This is a genomic window from Arthrobacter ramosus (genome assembly GCF_039535095.1).
Taxonomy (GTDB): Bacteria; Actinomycetota; Actinomycetes; order Actinomycetales; family Micrococcaceae; genus Arthrobacter; species Arthrobacter ramosus.
On record NZ_BAAAWN010000001.1, the window covers coordinates 3,813,295 to 3,829,901 of the forward strand.

Below are 16,607 nucleotides of genomic sequence, written 5' to 3' on the forward strand. Positions count from 1 at the left end.
CCGCGCGCCTGCAACTATTCCTGTTGAGACGGGGATCACAGGACGACGCATTTCTTCCCAGCTGTCCTAGGGGACGCCCGGGCAGCCCTCGCCCCGCGGATTCACGATGCAGTTGTCGGCATAGTTGCGCGTGATCGACCTCCAGACGCTCACCTTCAGTGACGGCGACACGAACTGTCCTGTGCCGGGAATCGGCATGTTCGGGCCACCGTTCACGGAGTAGGTGCCGCGGAAGGTGGTGGTCACTGACACCCGAAAGTCACCAGTCTGTTGATACACGTGGCTTGTTCTCGTCTTTTGGCCCCATTCCGCCTCCGGAAGCGGCCCGCCGGCAAAGGGGGTCGGCCCGAGACTGTTGCCATCACCGTAGGCGTAGCTGTACTCCACGGGGGTTGCGACGATGTGGACTCGCTGGCCGAGGAGCGTCACATCGAATTGCTGCTCAACGGCGTCCGCGAAGATGTTGGTTTCAGCGCCCTTGAGCGTGTGCGGGCTTGGCTGCGCGGTCAGGTCTGCGGGCTTGATCGGAAGGTTGCGGAAGTCGCTCTCAATTCTCGCCGCAATCCTGGGCAGGACGTCCTCTGGCTTTTGGTCGTACAGGCAGGACGGACCATTGTTGCCCGATTTCCAGTCAATCCACGTGGGATTCGGAATCGCCTTAGGCGCGACCTTCCAGATAACTGGCGTTCCAGATTTCCCACCAGGCTCGCGGGGCGGGCATTGCACCTGCCCCGGTAGGCACTTCTTATCCAAGGCATTGTCGTCGACCTGACACTGGAGATCTGCCTTGTATTGGTTGGGGTCGTCGCTGACATAGTTTGGAGGGGCGGGGACGATTTCGCCGGTTTGGGGGTCACGGATCCAATTCTCAGAACCCACGTTCACGCCGTGTTCCTCGAAGTCGGCGATAATCGGGCTCTCCGCGACCTTTGCCATCGCCGGAACCGGGCAAGTCAGCGTCGCTGAGAACACCAAAAGTCCAGCCGAAAGGATGCTCAACCTTCGCTTCATTAGCGAATCAGTCCGAGGTCTATAGCCGTCCAACCGTTTGCGTCGAATTTTGTAACCATTTGGCTGGCTCTGTTTGAACCCTTTGTGGGTTCTTGATAGAGAGTCCCATCAATCTTGTATATGGTGACAGGCAGGTGGATTACTTGAACTGTGGCCTGCTGCGATTCCGCCCCGGGGGAGAACTTCGCGCTGACGGACGGCGTCTGGAGAGTCCCGCCGGCGATCCACTTCCCGTCAGCCCAGGCAAGCTTGATGGTGTCTTTCAATCCCCTACACAAAACACAATTTGGGCCCGAGATTTGGTCGACTATTGAGGCGTCACCAGTCTCATAAGCGTATGAAAGCGCTTGGAACCAGTACCTAGCAAACGCCTCCACGCCTTCCTTGCTGTTCGCCTTCGCGGCCTCCGGTAGAACCGGAACGGGCACGTTCTCCGCTTTCCCCTTGGCGTCGGCGGGTTTGTAAGCAGGGCTCGGAGAGGGGGTAACAGTGGCAGTTGCAGAACCCGTAGGCGTGGCAGATTGTTCGGCCTGCGGCTGGGTACTGTTCTCGCAGGCGGTCAGCGTCAACGCCGTTGCGAGGCTGACAATGACGAAGAGGCGGTTGCGAGCTGAAACCGAGGTGCGTGGAGTCATGGTTTGCTATCCCCAAATAGTTTTCAAGACTAAACGTTTCCAAAAATGGTAGCTTACTTCCCCATCTTGGCGGGAAAGTTATCCACAGGCTCCGCTTCACTACCCTGCGGCGCAGCACAACATGCGCAGCGCAGTACAACAAGAACAAACCAAAGGCCTCGACGACGGGACCGCGGCCAGGCCGCCCATCCGTCGTCGAGGCCCATGGGGCCTTTGAACTCCCGCCTACTGTTGAGCCGGCAGGACCAACTCCCCCGTCTTATCAGTCGACAAGGCGAGCGAAGAGATGAACTGCGGCTCGCCGTCGGGCCCGTCCTGGGCCGAGCGGACCATGTCCGGACGCTCGAACTCAAGGCCCGTCACGTGGCACATAAGCTTGGCGTCGCTCGGGTTGCCGTCGGCGTCGAACATGGGCAGATCGATTCCGTCGTCGGAGCGGCGCAGGTAGTACTTCCCGCGGGTCAACATGGCCAGCGCCGGCGGCAGCACAAGCGCCAGCCCGACGGCGAAGATCGGCGAGTATGGCTGGACAGCCGAACCGAAAGCGCCGAAGAACACCGCAATCGAGGCAACGGCCGAAACCAGCATCGAGATGAAGCCGACCGGGTTGACTGCGTAAAGCATGCCCCCGCGGAACTCGGGAACCTTCGGCGAAATCTTGAGCAAGTATTTGTTGATGGCAATATCGGACGCAACGGTGACAACCCACGCCATGGCGCAATTTGCGTAGAAACCAAGGATGCTATTGAGGAATTCGAACATGTTGGCTTCCATCAGCACTAGCGCAATCACCAGGTTCACAACCACAAACACCATCCGGCCCGGGTAGCTCTTGGTGATTCGTGTGAAGCTGTTGGTCCACGCGAGCGAGCCGGAGTAGGCGTTGGTCACGTTGATCTTGATTTGCGAAATGACCACGAGCACCACGGCCAAGGTCATCGCCAGCCACGCAGGCATCATTTCCTGGTAGACGCCAAGGAATTGGTGCACAGGCTCGTTGGCGTGGACGGAGGCGGCCGGATCCAGCGTCGCGATCAGATAGATGGCAATGAACATGCCTACGATCTGTTTGATCGCGCCGAAGATCACCCAGCCCGGTCCGGCCAGGATCACGGCTCGCCACCACGCGGCCTTGTTTTCGGCGGTCTTGGGCGGCATGAAGCGCAAGTAATCAATCTGTTCCGCGATCTGCGCCATAAGTGAAAGACAGACACCTGCGGCGAGCATCACGGAGGCCATGTTGGTGCCTTCGGCCCCGGATTTGCCCGTGAACGCGAAGAATTCCCCAATGCTGTCCGGGTGTGAAATCACCAAATACCCCACGGGAACCACCATGAGCAGGAGCCACAAAGGCGTGGTCCACACCTGCAGCTTGGACAAGGCTTTCATCCCGTAAATCACCAGCGGAATGACAATAAGGGTGGACGCCGCATAACCGAGCCACTGCGGAATCCCCAGCCCGAGTTCCAGGCCCTGCGCCATGATGGAACCCTCGAGCGCGAAGAAGATGAACGTGAACGTCGCGAAAATGACGTTCGTGACCACCGAGCCGTAATAGCCGAATCCGGAGCCCCTGGTGATGAGGTCAAGGTCAATGTTGAAGCGGGCCGCGTAGTAGGCCAAGGGAAATCCGGTGGCGAAAATGACCACGGCCGCCACCACAATTCCAAAAATGGCGTTCACGGTGCCATAAGAAATACCGATATTCGCGCCGATGGAGAAATCAGCCAAATAGGCGATTCCACCGAGCGCACTCGTCGCCACTACACCCGCACCCCACTTGCGGTAAGACCGTGGAGCGAACCTGAGGGTGTAGTCCTCCAGGCTCTCCTTTGCTGCACTCATCGCATCGGCATTGCCCGCCGTGCGGCTCCCGGCGGCTAGCGCCTCGGAAGGTTCGACGACGGCGACCGCCTGTGGTGAGCGGCCCGCCGTCGGGGGTTCAAGCACTTGCGTTGTCTTCGAATCGTCAGTCATCCCCGCAACCTTCTTTGTCTGGACATGTTTCCCCTCTGAACATGGCCTTGACGCTATCGGCGGGATGAAACCACGGAGTCTCCACGGTGTTTCCGGGCTGTAACTTATCCAGCGAGCCTGCCGCCAAGATTGCAGCTTCGGGTTTGTGGACGTCCAACAAAATCACCGTCCCACAAGCCCACTACCGTCATGAAGGAACGCACTATCACCGCAAGTAACGGCCGAGGAGCATCATGACCACCCAGCCAAACCCAAGGCGTACGTCCACCTATCCGATTCTGGAAACAGCCCGCGAGCAAGTCCTCGCGAAAGGCGAAGGCCTCAGCGAATCCCAGCTGCTTGAGATCCTGGAGCTTCCGGACGAGGCCCTCCCCGAAGCCCTCCAGCTTGCCCACGAAGTCCGCCTCGAGCATTGCGGCGAGGACGTGGAAGTAGAGGGAATCATCTCCATCAAGACCGGAGGATGCCCTGAGGACTGCCACTTCTGCAGCCAATCGGGCCTGTTTGACAGCCCGGTCCGGGGCGTCTGGCTCGACATCCCCGAGCTCGTGAAGGCCGCCAAGGAAACCGCTGCCACCGGGGCCACGGAGTTCTGCATCGTCGCGGCCGTCCGCGGCCCGGACATCAAACTCATGAACCAGATCAAGTTCGCGATCGACCGCATCAACGCAGAAGTGGACATCAACATCGCGTGTTCCTTGGGCATGCTCACCCAGCGCCAAGTGGACCAACTCGCCGAGTGGGGCGTCCACCGCTACAACCACAACCTCGAAACCGCGCGCAGCTACTTCCCCGAAGTCGTCACCACCCACACCTACGAGGAACGCCTCGACACCTGCAACATGGTCAAGGCAGCCGGCATGGAACTTTGCTGCGGAGCCCTGATCGGCATGGGCGAAACCACCGCCCAACGAGCCGAACTCGCCAGCCAGCTCGCGGCGCTCGAACCCCACGAAGTCCCGCTGAACTTCCTCAATCCGCGCCCCGGGACGCCCCTCGAAAACCAAGGAATCATGGACGGCAAGGACGCCCTCCGCGCTATCGCGGCGTTCCGCCTCGCCATGCCGCGGACCGTGCTTCGTTACGCCGGCGGACGGGAACTGACCTTGGGCGACCTCGGCACGCGCGAAGGCCTCATGGGCGGCATCAACGCCGTGATCGTGGGCAACTACCTCACCACACTCGGCCGACCCGCCGACGCGGACCTCAACCTCCTCGTGGAGCTGAACATGCCCATCAAGGAACTCCAGAAGTCGCTGTGAGCAGCAAGGTCACGGATAGTTACTGCGGTCTGTGCGGCGGGCGCCCGACGTCGGACGCTCACCCGAGCTGCCAGCAGCGCCTCGCGATGGAACCTCCCCGCTATTGCGCTGTTTGTCGGCGCCGCATGAAAGTCCAGGTCACGCCGCTCGGCTGGACCGCGGAATGCTCTCGCCACGGAAGGCTGACAACATGAGCGTCATCCAGCGCGACCGGGCGAGCCTCTGGCATCCGTACGCTCCGGCGTCGGGTTCGCTGCCGTTGTGGGAAGTCGAAGACGCCGACGGCGTGACGTTGCGGCTCCGCGACGAAACCGGCCGACGCCATGAGGTGCTCGACGCCATGTCCTCCTGGTGGGCGGTCATTCACGGCTACCGGAACCCGGTCCTGGACGCCGCGGCGAAGCGCCAACTAGACACATTCAGCCATGTGATGTTCGGCGGCCTCACCCACGAACCCGCGGTCGAACTGGCCGAACGCCTGGTTGCCGTGGCCCCTTCCGCGGCAGATCGGCCACGGCTGGAGCGGGTTTTCCTGGCGGATTCGGGGTCGGTGTCCGTGGAGGTGGCGCTCAAGCTGGCGGTGCAGTTCCAAACAGCTTCGGGGTTCCCCAGGAGGCAACGCTTCCTCAGCATCCGCGGCGGATACCATGGCGACACCTTCGCGGCGATGGGCGTCTGCGACCCCGTGGACGGCATGCATTCGGCGTTCCCCGGCCTGCTGGCTGCCAATGTGTTCGCCGCGAGACCGCCCGCCGTGGGCGCGCCACCCGGGGAAATCGCGGAGTGGCAGGCCCACGTCGAGGACCTTGCTGCGGAGCACGCGAATGAACTGGCCGCGATCATCGTGGAGCCCGTGCTTCAAGGCGCCGGCGGCATGTTCATCTACGCCGCCGAATGCCTGCGCATCCTCCGCGACATCGCCGATCGGCACGGGATCCTTTTGATCCTGGACGAGATCGCCACGGGCTTCGGCCGCACTGGTGAGTTGTTCGCCGCGCAACATGCCGGCGTGGTTGCGGACATCATGTGCGTCGGCAAAGCCCTCACCGGCGGTTACCTTACGCTCGCCGCGATGCTCTGCACGGGCGATGTGGCGGCCCGCGTTTCGAGCGGCGGTGCGGGTGCCTTGCTGCACGGCCCCACGTTCATGGGCAATCCGCTTGCGTGTTCAGTGGCCAATGCGAGCTTGGGCATTCTCGACGACGGTGCCTGGCGCAGCGATGTGGCCCGGATCGGCTCCGGCCTCGCGGCCGGCCTCGAAGCCGCCAACGCGTTCGACGCCGTCAAAGAGGTCCGCACGATCGGTGCCGTGGGCGTCATCGAGTTGAACACGGAAGTGGACGTCGCCGCAGTGACGAGTGCCGCCGTCGGGCACGGCGTTTGGCTGCGGCCGTTCCGGAACCTTGTTTACGCGATGCCGGCCTACATCAGTTCCGCCGAGGAGGTCCGGCGGATGGCCGAAGGCATGGTGGCGGCCGTGGCCGAGGTACACGGCCCATGAGCAGGTCCATGACCGTGTGGTTGGAACAGCAGGCCGCGGTCCGCGAGCGCCGGGGCCTCGTCCGCGCGCCCATGACGCGGCTCGGTGGGGACCCCGAGGTGGATCTCGCGAGCAACGACTATCTTGGCCTCGCGACGGACCCGAGGCTGGCAGAGGCTGCCCGGGAGGCCATCGGCCGTTGGGGGACCGGCGCCACGTCCTCGCGACTGGTTGCCGGAACCACGGCGCTTCACCTGGAGCTCGAATCCGAGCTCGCGGACCTCACCGGCATGGAATCCGGGTTGGTGTTCTCTTCCGGATACTTGGCTAATCTGGGCGTCACGACGGCGCTCGGCGGCCCCGGAACCCTCATCGTGGCCGACGAGCATTGCCATGCTTCGCTGATTGACGGTTTCCGGCTGAGCCGTTCGAGGGTGGAAACGGTCCCGCACAACGATCTCGGCGCAACCGAGCACCAGCTGCGCACCCGCGCGGAACCCCGGGCCTTGATCGCGGTCGAGTCCATCTACAGCGTCTTCGGCGATGCCGCCCCGCTCCCCCAGCTGCTGGCATTGGCCGAAGAGCACGACGCGATGCTCCTCGTGGACGAGGCCCACAGCCTCGGTGTTGCGGGCGTCGGCGCGGTTGAGGGTCACGGCTCGGTGGCTGGAACGGACCTCGCGGCCCACCCCAACGTGGTGTTGACCGCAACGCTTTCCAAATCACTCGGCAGCCAGGGTGGTGCCGTGCTTGGCAGTGCCCTGCTCCGCGAACACCTCGTCAACAGGGCCCGCAGTTTCATTTTCGACACCGGGCTCGCGCCGTCCTCGGCTGCGGCAGCGCTGGCCGCCGTCGGAATCATCCGGGCGGAACCGTGGCGCGCGGCGGCCGTCCATCGGAACGCTGCCAGCCTCACGGCCGGACTGGCGCCCGCGCTACACGCGCCAACACTACGGCGGCACGGCGCCGCCGGCGGGCCCGTCGTCGCGCCGTTTCAGACGGCTGGCGCCGTGCAATCCGTCCCCATGACCTCAGCCGCCGCGGCACTTGCGGCGAGTCAGGCGGCACACCGGGCGGGTATCCGCGTCGGCTGCTTCCGCCCGCCATCAGTTCCCGACGGCGTCTCGCGCCTGCGGCTGACGGCCCGCGCCACCCTGACGCCCCTCGACATCGACTACGCATGCGCGACGTTGCGCCGCATCCTGGAGGAAACACCATGAAACTGCCACACATAGTGCTGGTCACCGGAACGGACACCGGCGTCGGCAAGACCGTCGCGACGGCGGCGCTCGCGTCCGCGCTGCAGGCTGAGGGCCGCTCGGTGGCCGTGTACAAGCCTTGCCAGAGCGGCGATGCGGCGGGCGACTCCGACTGCACCGAAATCACCCGCTTGGCCGGACCACTCACGGCCGAGGCCGGCGTCGTGCTTCAAGAACCCCTCGCCCCGGTGCCCGCAGCCGCGCTGGACGGAGTCACCTTGCCGCCGCTGGCGGCGCATGCCGCACGCGTCCGCGAACTGGCCAGCACGCATGACCATGTCCTGGTGGAGGGTTCCGGCGGTCTCCTTGTGGAGTTGGACCCCGACGGCGGTACGCTGGCAGATCTGGGCAGTCACCTTGGGAGTGATGCCACCTTTGTGGTGGTCGCCCGCCCCGCACTGGGAACCCTGAACCACACGGCGCTGACACTCGAGGCCCTGGAACGCAGGGACCTGGCCATCCATGGCGTGATTCTAGGAACCTGGCCGGACGACCCGGGCGTGCTGGAACACGGCAACCGGGCGACGCTCGGCGCGTTGCGGCCGCTCCTTGGAGTGCTCCCCGAGCGCGCCGCGGAGCTCCCACCGGTGACGTTCCAGGCGGCGAGTGTGCACTGGCTGAGCGGTTTGGACTGCTTGAACGGGGCCTGGTCATGAGTGGCGCTTCTACCAGCGCCCAGACGTGCCCGTACATCGTGCTGCGGGAGCCCGGTGCAGTGCGGGAGGTCCTGCACCGGCCGGAAGACTTCAGCCCGGCGAACGCCCTCATCGCTGTGACACCGATGTCCGGACCGTCCTTGCGGGTCCTGCAGCGTGCCCGCTTCGCCCTGCCGCCCGTGCTGGCCAGCAACCACAGCGATTCCCATGCGGGCATCCGCAAGGTGGTGGCAGGGTTCTTTACCCCCGCAACAGTAGGTGCTTTCGAGCCACGTATCCGCGGCATCGCGCGGGATGCGGCAGCGACCGCGGCCGGGCTACTGAAGGCGGAAGGGCAGGTGGATCTGGTCCAGGCCGTGGCCGCCTACCCGCCGGCGATCGTGATGTTGGAGCTTCTGGGTCTCCCCGTGCGCGACCTTCCGGAGCTGAAAGCCTGGAGCCTGGACTCCCTGGAACTCTTCTGGGGCTGGCCGGATCCCGAGCGGCAACTGGAACTGGCACACAGCGCGGCAGAGTTCTACGGCTGGCTGCGGGAACTCGTCCTCGAGGCCGTGGCCTCGCCCGGGCGGAATCTCTTCAGCTCCTTGGCGGAACACGGTCTTAGCACTCCCGAGATCTGTTCCCTCGGCTACTTCCTGCTCATCGCGGGACAGGAAACCACTACCCAGCTCATCAGCACGGCACTATTCCGGCTTGCCGAGGGATCCACAGCCTTCGCCTGGAAGGACGCAGCCTCCGGCTCCACGGCCCGGGATCTCATCCGGCACGTTTTGGCCGCGGAATCTTCCGTTCCGACGTGGCGCCGGGTTGCCGCGCAGGACACGGTGCTCGACGGCGAGCACATCCCCGCCGGCGCCGAAATCCTCTTGGAGCTCACAGGGAACCACTCGTTGTCGGAGCAGGGTCCCACGGCGTACGGGCTGGCCTTCGGCTCAGGGATCCACCGTTGCCTTGGTGCGAAGCTCGCGGAACTGGAGGCCGCCGTCGTCGTGCAGGAAACAGCGGCAGCGCTGCAGGGCATCCGTTTGGCAGAGCCGATCCCCGAGTGGCTCCGCCTGTTGTCCTTCCAGGCGCCGCGGAGGGTCAGCGTCGAGCTTTGAGGAAGTCGGTGCACCCCAAATTCCCGAACGCTCGCTCACGTCTGACAGCAAATTCCCGAACGCTCGCTCACATCTGACAGCAAATTCCCGAACGCTCGCTCACATCTGACAGCAAATTCCCGAACGCGTTCATGTTCTTGCGGGCGCCAACCGATAGCCGACCCCGCGCACTGTTTGCAGCCAGCGCGGGTTCTGCGCGTCGTCGCCGAGCTTCCGGCGAAGGTTGCCAATGTGGACTTCGACGGACCGTTCGTCGGCGTCGCTCGTGTAGTTCCCGACGTCGTAAGGTTCGTTCCGGAGGCGGCGCACAAGGTCCGCTTTGCTCAAGACCGTGCGGCCTGCCTCAAGCAGGGTGTACAGCAGGTCGAACTCCGTGGGGGTCAGCCGTACGTCCTGGCCGTCGATGGAAACGGTCCGGGTGGCGTAATTGAACGCGAGCCCGTTGTGCCGGAAAGTGCGCTGGGAAGACGGAGCCTCACTTGGATGGATTGCCGTGGCTCCTGAGCGCGGGCGCCGCATCATCGCGGCCACCCTTGCGCGAAGCTCTCGGGGCCGGAAAGGCTTGGTCAAATAGTCATCGGCGCCGGATTCCAAGCCCAAGAGGGTATCCAGCTCGTCGGCCCTGGCCGTCAACATGACGATATACGCATCGGAAAAGTTCCGGACCTGGCGTGCCACCTCGAAGCCATCAATATCCGGCAAGCCCAAGTCCAAGGTGATGACATGTGGCCGCAAATCACGCGCTGCCCGGATACCGGCTGCCCCGCTCGTCGCCATATGAACCTCGAAGCCGGCCTGGCTGAGGACAACGCGGACCAATTCCCGGATGTCGTGATCGTCTTCTATGACAAGCCCAACCCGTAATTCAGTCATTTGCAGCCCTCCCAGCCCGCTACGAGTGGAAGTATATCGGGCTGCCGGTATCCTTTCTGAAATGCGACGTGACCTTGAACAAATGCGAATTTTGGCCTTATGAAACGTCCGCTTGAATGGGATGCCAAAAGCGGCCGGATGATGTTCTTTCAACACGCCTTCCATGAGTACTCACTCAAGGATCGGGTTGCACTCAGCCAATTGCCGCTGACCGTGACAGTGTGCCTCGCCGCGGTCCTGGTTGCCCTCTATTTCCCCGCAACCCTCGGCAATCCGCTTTTTGTCATCTTCCTGGCTACCCAAGCTGCTGCCTGGCTCCTCTGCTACACCGTTCCGTGGGACAGACTCCCCTCTCCGACATTCCTGGCCATCCCGCTCCTGGACATGGTGTCCATCGGGCTGGGCCGTGAGGGAGGACAAGACAGTCCCATCGGAATCAGCCTCCTGACCGTCTTTCCCGTCATTTGGCTCTGCGCCTCGGGGTTGTATCGACGCTCTGCCATGGCTGTTTCCTTCCTAGGGCCGCTCGCCATGATTTGGACGCCGCAATTCCTCCATGGAACGCACACGCCGCAGGATCTGCTGCGCGGATTGCTGCTGCCCATCATGATGCTCGGCATCGGCGTCTCCATCAGCGTGATGACCCAGAGCATGGTCGTGCAGCAAAAGCGCCTTGAGGAAAGGGACGCCGCGCTGCTTCGCGCCTTGGAGGACAGCCAGCAGAAGGAACGATTGCTCAACACAGTTCTTGAAACCGTCCACCTTGGCGTCGTGGCTATTGATGCCGACGGCCGCGAAATGATGGCAAACCGCAAGCAGCGGGAGAACCAAGTGCTCGAGGCTTCTGGAGACACCGATCGCCACGGCGAGCCACAGCTTTTGGTTTTCGACGCGGACCGCGTGACCCCCACAGCGTCGGATCGCCAGCCGATGCGCCGTGCTGCGTTGAGGCAGGAGTTCACGGACTACCTCGTCTGGGTCGGGACGGGCAGGGAGCAGCGCGCCTTCACCACCAGCGCTCGGTCCATGAAGGACTGCGACGGCAGCTACCTGGGTTCAGTGATCGTTTTCGGCGATGTCACGGCCCTCGTGGACGCGCTCGCCGCGAAGGACGATTTCGTCTCGAACGTCTCCCATGAGTTCCGCACCCCGCTGACCTCCATCGCAGGGTACGTGGACCTTGTGCTGGAAGAGGCCGAAAACCTCCCGACCTGGGTGGTGCAGCAACTTGAGATCGTGCAACGAAACGCGGACCGGCTCCTCTCCCTCGTCTCCGACCTCTTGGCAGTCCGTTCGGGCCACATGATCGTTCAGCCACACGCGGTGGACGTATCCGAGCTGGTCAAGTCGAGCGTTGCCTCGGCCGAGCCGAAAGCGAACGACGGCGGAGTGCGGCTTCACGTCGATGCCCCGGAACGCCTGGAGGCGCATGTGGATGCCAACCGTATCTCCCAGGTACTGGACAACCTCATCTCCAACGCCATCAAATACTCTCCCGACGGCGGCGACGTCCGCGTCACGCTGCTACGGGAGGAAAACACCGTAGTGTGCCGCGTCAAGGACACCGGCATGGGCATGGACAAGCAGGACCAAGCAGACGCCTTCACCCGGTACTTCAGGGCCGGAAACGTCCGCAATACGGCCATTCAAGGCGTCGGTTTGGGGCTTTCCATTTGCAAGGCAATCGTCGATGCCCACGGCGGGACCATTGGCCTCGAGAGTGTTCCGGGCGAAGGAACAACCTTCACGTTCCGCGTTCCGGCCTGACCCCCGCTCACAAACAAGCCACCCCCGGCCAACCCCCGCTCACAAACAAGCCACCCCCGGCCAACCCCGCTCACATCATGTGATCGAGGGTTTTGGTTTTGGGCGCCATACGTGAGCGAGCGTCGGGGGAAAGGCCCATATAAGTGAGCGAGCGTTGAAGGGTGCGCTGCGTAGACTGAGGATATGGGCGAGAGCCGGGACCTGCTGACGCCTGAGCAACGCAGCCTGAACATGTCCAAGATCCGGGGCAAGAACACCAAGCCCGAGCTCTTGGTCCGTCGGCTCCTGCATGCCAAGGGCTACCGGTACCGGCTCCACGGCCGGGCCGCGGGAGGGAAGTTGCCCGGCAGCCCGGATCTCGTGTTTGCCGGCCGGCGCAAGGTGATCTTCGTGAACGGATGCTTCTGGCACTTCCACGATTGCAAGACAGGCCAGCACGCACCGAGCGGCAACGCGGATTTCTGGGCGGCCAAGCGCAATCGCACTCGGGAGCGCGACGCCGGACAGGGCGAACTGCTGAGAGCCTCAGGTTGGGAGGTTCTCACCGTGTGGGAATGCGAACTGCGCGACCGTTCGGCTTTGGAGAATCAGCTCACGCAGTTCCTCGACGGCGGCCGAACAGGAAGTAGCTCAGCGGCCCAAAGAAATTGATGAAGCACGCGGCCCGCCATACGGCTTTGTTTCCCCTGATCTGGGCCGCGGGGGTCTTGGAGATGTTGCGTTGTGCCGCGACCAGCAGCGCCAACTGTCCCGCACCCACCACGAGCATGCCCACCCGTTGCCCAGGGGTCATGTCCTTCCAGGACTTCTTCTTTTTCTTGCCGTGCATGATGCCTCCATCTGCGGTGACTTGCTCTCTCAGGCTAGTCTGCCTGCCGCCCGGACGGAACCGGTCGCCACCGCCTCCCTAACCTCGCTGCGCTCGGCCAGGGACCCCTGCTGCGGAGCGTCACAGTCGCGCTTGCCGTACCACTTCTCCCCAGGATTGCTGGGCCAGATCCGTGACTGCGGCAAGGATCTCCATCGGTGGCCGAGACAAGTCCAGGGGGTACTCCACAATATCGATGTCCGTGTTGAGGATCCGACGCAGCTTCATCTCTCCCTTGCCCGCGTAGACCAGCCATGCCGTGGGAACTTGCAGCGCGGTGCAGTACGCCAGGAGTTGGTAATGGTCCGCGTTGAGCGATGCCCCGGAATCCGTGGCTGCGGCGTATTTGGAGTCGTACACTACGACGGGCCTGCCACCCAGGAAATGCACTGCGTCGGGGCGCACGGTGAGCCGGTCCGAATCCCGGACAGCTTCGTTGAGGGTGGCCCCATATTGGAGCCGCATTTCACCCGGATGTGCCCTCATGGCTGCCCGCAAAGCCACACCCACGAATTCCTCAAACACAGTGGACATGTCCACTACGAACGAGGCGGTCTGCTGCTTACCCTCTCCCGCTTCGGCAGAAGCATTCCGCAGGATGAGCTCCGCCAAGCGGAGGACGGGATGGTACCGGAGGTTCATCCGATTTGCTTGCCACCGCGGGAGCGGCGCCCCGGACTGCAACCGCGTGACGGCGTCGAGCTTTCCCTTGAGCTGCCGCAAGCGGCTCAGGACGTTCTGCCGGACGCCGGGAACCTTGCCCATCCGCTCGAGCGCAGCACGCAGGATACGGTTTTCGGCAATGTCCTCGGTGAATTCGTCATAAGAGACTTCCAGCGGAACCAGCATCCCGGGGCGGCGTGAGATCTGGTCCGAGATCCGGATGCGGCCCTTGACCGTCCGGAGGGACTCGTCCACGGTGAGATACCCCTGCAGCGGACCCCTGCTGAGGGCCCGCTCCGACAACTGGGCGAGGGACTCGGCCAAGGCGCTCCACAAATCCTTGTGCTCGACGGCGGCCACGGATTCCTCGCGGAATCCCTGGTCCCCGGCGTAGCTAAGGAGGAACAGGAGCCGGTTCAGGCCCAGGCGGTCCTTGGGCCGTACCTCGAACTGAACCGTCGGCGTCCGGACGGACCCGACCTTGCCCACAGGCTCGATGCGGTAGAGGCTCATCCCCATGGGCGAGGCCTTCGCGAGCCCGCTCGAGTTGAGGAGGGCCGCGGCGTCCGGATCAAGCTTGTCCACGATGCCACCGGAGAGCTCGTCCATGACGATGTGCCGCACAGCCGGAGCCTTCGTGGAAGCGCGGACTGCAGGCTTGCCGATACCCGGGGCGCGGGCCGGCCGCGGTGGCGCGGTCTTAGCGGACCGCAAGTCGACCCAACAACTGGTCCAGACCGAAGCGCTCCTCCAGCTGGGCCCGGTTCAACTGACCGTGGTAGTGCTCCTCGAGGAGCGGCATGAGTTCGTACTTCCAGATCCGGCGCAGCCCGTCGGGGTTCTGGGCCGCGTTCTTCATAAAGTAGGAGGGGCCGATCATCAGGTCCCGGTCCCAGTCGTCGATGGAGTCGTTCAGGGCGTCAAGCAGGTCCGCGTTGAGGGTGTCCAGGCCGCGGGCCGTGAGGAAGCGCCGGAGCGAACCGCGGATCGGTTCCACCTTCGGGTGCAGTTCCACGAACGCAAAGCGGCGGCGGATGGCCGCATCCATCATGGCGATAGAGCGGTCCGCCGTGTTCATGGTGCCGATGATGTAAAGGTTGTCCGGCAGGCTGAACGGTTCATTGGGGCTGTACTGGAGGTAGATGCGGTCGTCGCGGTATTCCAGCAGGAAGTACAGCTCACCGAACACTTTCGCCAGGTTGGCCCGGTTCATCTCGTCGATGATGAGGAAGTACGGCTTGTCGGAGTTCCCGGGCTTCGCGGCTTCTTCCGCGAGGCGACGCAGCGGTCCGGCCACGAGCTTGAACGACACCTGGCCGTCGTCGGTCTTGTCCGGCCGGTATCCCTCGAAGAAGTCCTCGTACGCGTAGGACGGGTGGAACTGCACCAGCTTGACGCGTTCATCGGTGCTGTCGCCGGCGAGCTCGGCGGCCAAGTGCTTGGCGAGGTAGGTTTTTCCCGTGCCCGGAGGGCCGTAGAGCACCAGTTGGCGGTTCTCTTCCAGGAGCTCGGCAATCTCGGTGAGGGGCTCGAGCTCCATGTGGAGGGAAGCGGCGAACTCTTCAGTGAGGGGGCGGAACCCTTCAATCACGGGCTCGACGACGGCGTCCGGGGCGGCGGTTTCCTCGCCGTCGGATTCGGCTTCGGCGGGCAGGAGGGACTGCAGCGACTGGATGACCCTGGTGACGTCCACGACGATCCCCGAAGTGGAGAGCTGGCGCTGGACGTGCCGCGGCGCCTCGGCAATCGGGTGGGTCTCATCGAACCAACGCACTTTGCGGCGGAGCCGGCGGTTGTCCTCGTTGTGTTCCGGTTCGCCCAGGACCACGCCGATCCTGATGGCTCCCGAGTTCTGGAACAATGCGAGGTCGCCGGGCTTCATCACGGTCAGGAACGCGAAAACAGCGGTTTTGGTATCCTCCCGCTCCACGTAGCCGAGGTGCTTGTAGTCCTCGTCCACGGCATGCTGGACGAGGCCTGCCGTCACGCCGGGGGTGAGTTCGCGGAGGTGTTCGACGTCGAGCGTTGCCTTTTCCTCGTCCCGCCACGCGGCGAGGAGCTCAGCGGAGTCCTGGTGCGTGCGCAGCAGCCACGCACGGCGGCCGGGATCTCCCACTTTGCGCCACTGGCTGACGAGCTGGCGGTCGTACCAATCGATGCGCTGGCCGGCCTGTTCGTCCAAGTACAGCCGGATGCGGTGGACGTCCGCGGTGATGTCGGTTTCCGTTTCGCCGTGGGCGCCGCCAACGAGCGAAGCGAAAGCGTCCCGGATTTCGCGCCGCTCAACGTCGGCGACCACGGGCTCGAAGTAGCTGGGCCACGCCAAGTATTCGATGCTGCGCCGGATGGCCGGCTGGTCCTCGGGTGTTGCCGCCGCGAGTTCGTGGAATTTCAGCGGGTCTTTGAGGGCCTTGTTGATGCTCGCGTTGGACTGGCCGTCGACGTGCGCCACGAACCGGCACAACCAGGTCAGGTGGTCCCAGATGGTCCAGTTGAATTCCGCGGTCCGGTCACGGATGACGCCGTGATCGGTCATCCCCTGGTACAGCTCCTTGGGGAGCTCGAGCTCGGGATCAAGCCAGGACGCGGCTTCGGCAACGCGGGCGCGCTTCACTTTGAGCGATTTAACCTCATGTGCCAGGGGCAGGGACTGCAGGAAGAGGAGTTCGACGGCGAGCAACTTGGCCTCGCGCGAGGCCCCTTCCAGGTTTTGGCGCAGGTTGGTCATCATGGGCGCCTTGGCGTCTCCGACGCCGCGTTCCAGGCGCTCCAGGAGCTCGCCGGCGGCGTCCACCGTCCAAGTGCGGGTACTGGCGTCGAGCGCCGAAGCCTTGCCTTGCAGCCCCGGGCCCAGCACGAACCACGCCGCATCTTCGATCTCCTTGGAGATACCGGGGGCACGAGTCAGTGGGGTTTTGGTGGAGGGAGTCACCATGCCAACTTACATGGTTTGTCTTGGTGCCGGCATCAGCTAAGCCGGCACCCCCGCCACATGCGTCCCGCCTCACGCGTTCTGCCACATGCGTCCCACAACTTGCCTCCCGCCGCATGTGCCC

Annotated in this window: 15 protein-coding genes; 8 read left to right on the forward strand and 7 right to left on the reverse strand. The window is 63.8% G+C overall.

The window, feature by feature from the left end:
• Positions 1-66 precede the first annotated feature (66 nt).
• From ABD742_RS17600 to ABD742_RS17610, 3 genes are all read right to left on the reverse strand, one after another.
• Complete coding sequence (locus ABD742_RS17600; protein WP_234753258.1) at positions 67-999, reverse strand: hypothetical protein; 933 nt, start codon at positions 997-999, stop codon at positions 67-69.
• Positions 1,000-1,010: 11 nt separating this feature from the next.
• On the reverse strand, positions 1,011-1,646 hold the full coding sequence (locus tag ABD742_RS17605) for a DUF6318 family protein (RefSeq protein WP_234753257.1): 636 nt from the start codon (positions 1,644-1,646) through the stop codon (positions 1,011-1,013).
• Between the two features lie 225 nt (positions 1,647-1,871).
• Positions 1,872-3,623: a purine-cytosine permease family protein gene (locus tag ABD742_RS17610; RefSeq protein WP_234753256.1), complete on the reverse strand. Its 1,752-nt coding sequence runs from the start codon at positions 3,621-3,623 to the stop codon at positions 1,872-1,874.
• 233 nt (positions 3,624-3,856) lie between these two features.
• Here ABD742_RS17610 and bioB point away from each other — a divergent pair, with 233 nt between their 5' ends.
• The 6 genes from bioB to ABD742_RS17635 are packed head-to-tail and all read left to right on the forward strand — an operon-like array spanning position 3,857 to position 9,380.
• Positions 3,857-4,885, forward strand: coding sequence for a biotin synthase BioB (gene bioB, locus ABD742_RS17615; RefSeq protein WP_234753255.1), 1,029 nt, complete (start codon positions 3,857-3,859; stop codon positions 4,883-4,885).
• Positions 4,882-5,079, forward strand: a complete 198-nt coding sequence (gene bsaP / locus ABD742_RS24460) for a biotin synthase auxiliary protein BsaP (protein WP_443627167.1) — start codon at positions 4,882-4,884, stop codon at positions 5,077-5,079. Before bioB ends, bsaP begins: the two co-directional genes overlap by 4 nt.
• The gene (locus ABD742_RS17620; protein ID WP_234753254.1) at positions 5,076-6,386 is read left to right on the forward strand and encodes an adenosylmethionine--8-amino-7-oxononanoate transaminase; all 1,311 of its coding nucleotides are present in this window, start codon (positions 5,076-5,078) and stop codon (positions 6,384-6,386) included. The genes bsaP and ABD742_RS17620 overlap by 4 nt, the downstream gene beginning before the upstream one ends.
• An 8-nt stretch (positions 6,387-6,394) precedes the next feature.
• Complete coding sequence (locus tag ABD742_RS17625) at positions 6,395-7,585, forward strand: 8-amino-7-oxononanoate synthase (RefSeq protein ID WP_372460971.1); 1,191 nt, start codon at positions 6,395-6,397, stop codon at positions 7,583-7,585.
• Positions 7,582-8,280 (forward strand): dethiobiotin synthase, encoded by a 699-nt coding sequence (gene bioD, locus ABD742_RS17630; RefSeq protein ID WP_234753252.1) that lies wholly within the window; start codon positions 7,582-7,584, stop codon positions 8,278-8,280. Before ABD742_RS17625 ends, bioD begins: the two co-directional genes overlap by 4 nt.
• Positions 8,277-9,380 carry a cytochrome P450 gene (locus ABD742_RS17635; RefSeq protein ID WP_234753251.1) on the forward strand — a complete coding sequence of 368 codons (1,104 nt, stop codon included), beginning with the start codon at positions 8,277-8,279 and terminating at the stop codon, positions 9,378-9,380. The genes bioD and ABD742_RS17635 overlap by 4 nt, the downstream gene beginning before the upstream one ends.
• Before the next feature lie 129 nt (positions 9,381-9,509).
• Here ABD742_RS17635 and ABD742_RS17640 read toward each other — a convergent pair whose 3' ends face one another.
• Positions 9,510-10,253: a response regulator transcription factor gene (locus ABD742_RS17640; RefSeq protein ID WP_234753250.1), complete on the reverse strand. Its 744-nt coding sequence runs from the start codon at positions 10,251-10,253 to the stop codon at positions 9,510-9,512.
• Between the two features lie 141 nt (positions 10,254-10,394).
• Between ABD742_RS17640 and ABD742_RS17645 the strand changes: the two genes are divergently transcribed.
• Positions 10,395-12,020: a sensor histidine kinase gene (locus tag ABD742_RS17645; protein WP_344789345.1), complete on the forward strand. Its 1,626-nt coding sequence runs from the start codon at positions 10,395-10,397 to the stop codon at positions 12,018-12,020.
• Between the two features lie 183 nt (positions 12,021-12,203).
• Positions 12,204-12,671 carry a very short patch repair endonuclease gene (locus ABD742_RS17650; protein ID WP_234753248.1) on the forward strand — a complete coding sequence of 156 codons (468 nt, stop codon included), beginning with the start codon at positions 12,204-12,206 and terminating at the stop codon, positions 12,669-12,671.
• Here ABD742_RS17650 and ABD742_RS17655 read toward each other — a convergent pair.
• From ABD742_RS17655 to ABD742_RS17665, 3 genes are all read right to left on the reverse strand, one after another.
• Positions 12,613-12,849 (reverse strand): PLDc N-terminal domain-containing protein, encoded by a 237-nt coding sequence (locus ABD742_RS17655; protein ID WP_234753247.1) that lies wholly within the window; start codon positions 12,847-12,849, stop codon positions 12,613-12,615. The genes ABD742_RS17650 and ABD742_RS17655 overlap by 59 nt on opposite strands.
• Positions 12,850-12,969: 120 nt before the next feature.
• Complete coding sequence (locus tag ABD742_RS17660) at positions 12,970-14,160, reverse strand: McrC family protein (protein WP_234753284.1); 1,191 nt, start codon at positions 14,158-14,160, stop codon at positions 12,970-12,972.
• A gap of 91 nt (positions 14,161-14,251) precedes the next feature.
• Positions 14,252-16,486 (reverse strand): McrB family protein, encoded by a 2,235-nt coding sequence (locus ABD742_RS17665; RefSeq protein ID WP_234753246.1) that lies wholly within the window; start codon positions 16,484-16,486, stop codon positions 14,252-14,254.
• Between the last annotated feature and the right edge of the window lie 121 nt (positions 16,487-16,607).

Excerpts from the sequence above, each read along its gene's own strand:
- ABD742_RS17605 (WP_234753257.1), bottom strand. The coding sequence starts at position 1,646 with ATGACTCCACGCACCTCGGTTTCAGCTCGCAACCGCCTCTTCGTCATT.
- ABD742_RS17610 (WP_234753256.1), bottom strand. The coding sequence starts at position 3,623 with ATGACTGACGATTCGAAGACAACGCAAGTGCTTGAACCCCCGACGGCG.
- bioB (WP_234753255.1), top strand. The coding sequence starts at position 3,857 with ATGACCACCCAGCCAAACCCAAGGCGTACGTCCACCTATCCGATTCTG.
- ABD742_RS17620 (WP_234753254.1), top strand. The coding sequence starts at position 5,076 with ATGAGCGTCATCCAGCGCGACCGGGCGAGCCTCTGGCATCCGTACGCT.
- ABD742_RS17625 (WP_372460971.1), top strand. The coding sequence starts at position 6,395 with ATGACCGTGTGGTTGGAACAGCAGGCCGCGGTCCGCGAGCGCCGGGGC.
- bioD (WP_234753252.1), top strand. The coding sequence starts at position 7,582 with ATGAAACTGCCACACATAGTGCTGGTCACCGGAACGGACACCGGCGTC.
- ABD742_RS17635 (WP_234753251.1), top strand. The coding sequence starts at position 8,277 with ATGAGTGGCGCTTCTACCAGCGCCCAGACGTGCCCGTACATCGTGCTG.
- ABD742_RS17640 (WP_234753250.1), bottom strand. The coding sequence starts at position 10,253 with ATGACTGAATTACGGGTTGGGCTTGTCATAGAAGACGATCACGACATC.
- ABD742_RS17645 (WP_344789345.1), top strand. The coding sequence starts at position 10,395 with ATGTTCTTTCAACACGCCTTCCATGAGTACTCACTCAAGGATCGGGTT.
- ABD742_RS17650 (WP_234753248.1), top strand. The coding sequence starts at position 12,204 with ATGGGCGAGAGCCGGGACCTGCTGACGCCTGAGCAACGCAGCCTGAAC.
- ABD742_RS17655 (WP_234753247.1), bottom strand. The coding sequence starts at position 12,849 with ATGCACGGCAAGAAAAAGAAGAAGTCCTGGAAGGACATGACCCCTGGG.
- ABD742_RS17660 (WP_234753284.1), bottom strand. The coding sequence starts at position 14,160 with ATGGACGAGCTCTCCGGTGGCATCGTGGACAAGCTTGATCCGGACGCC.
- ABD742_RS17665 (WP_234753246.1), bottom strand. The coding sequence starts at position 16,486 with ATGGTGACTCCCTCCACCAAAACCCCACTGACTCGTGCCCCCGGTATC.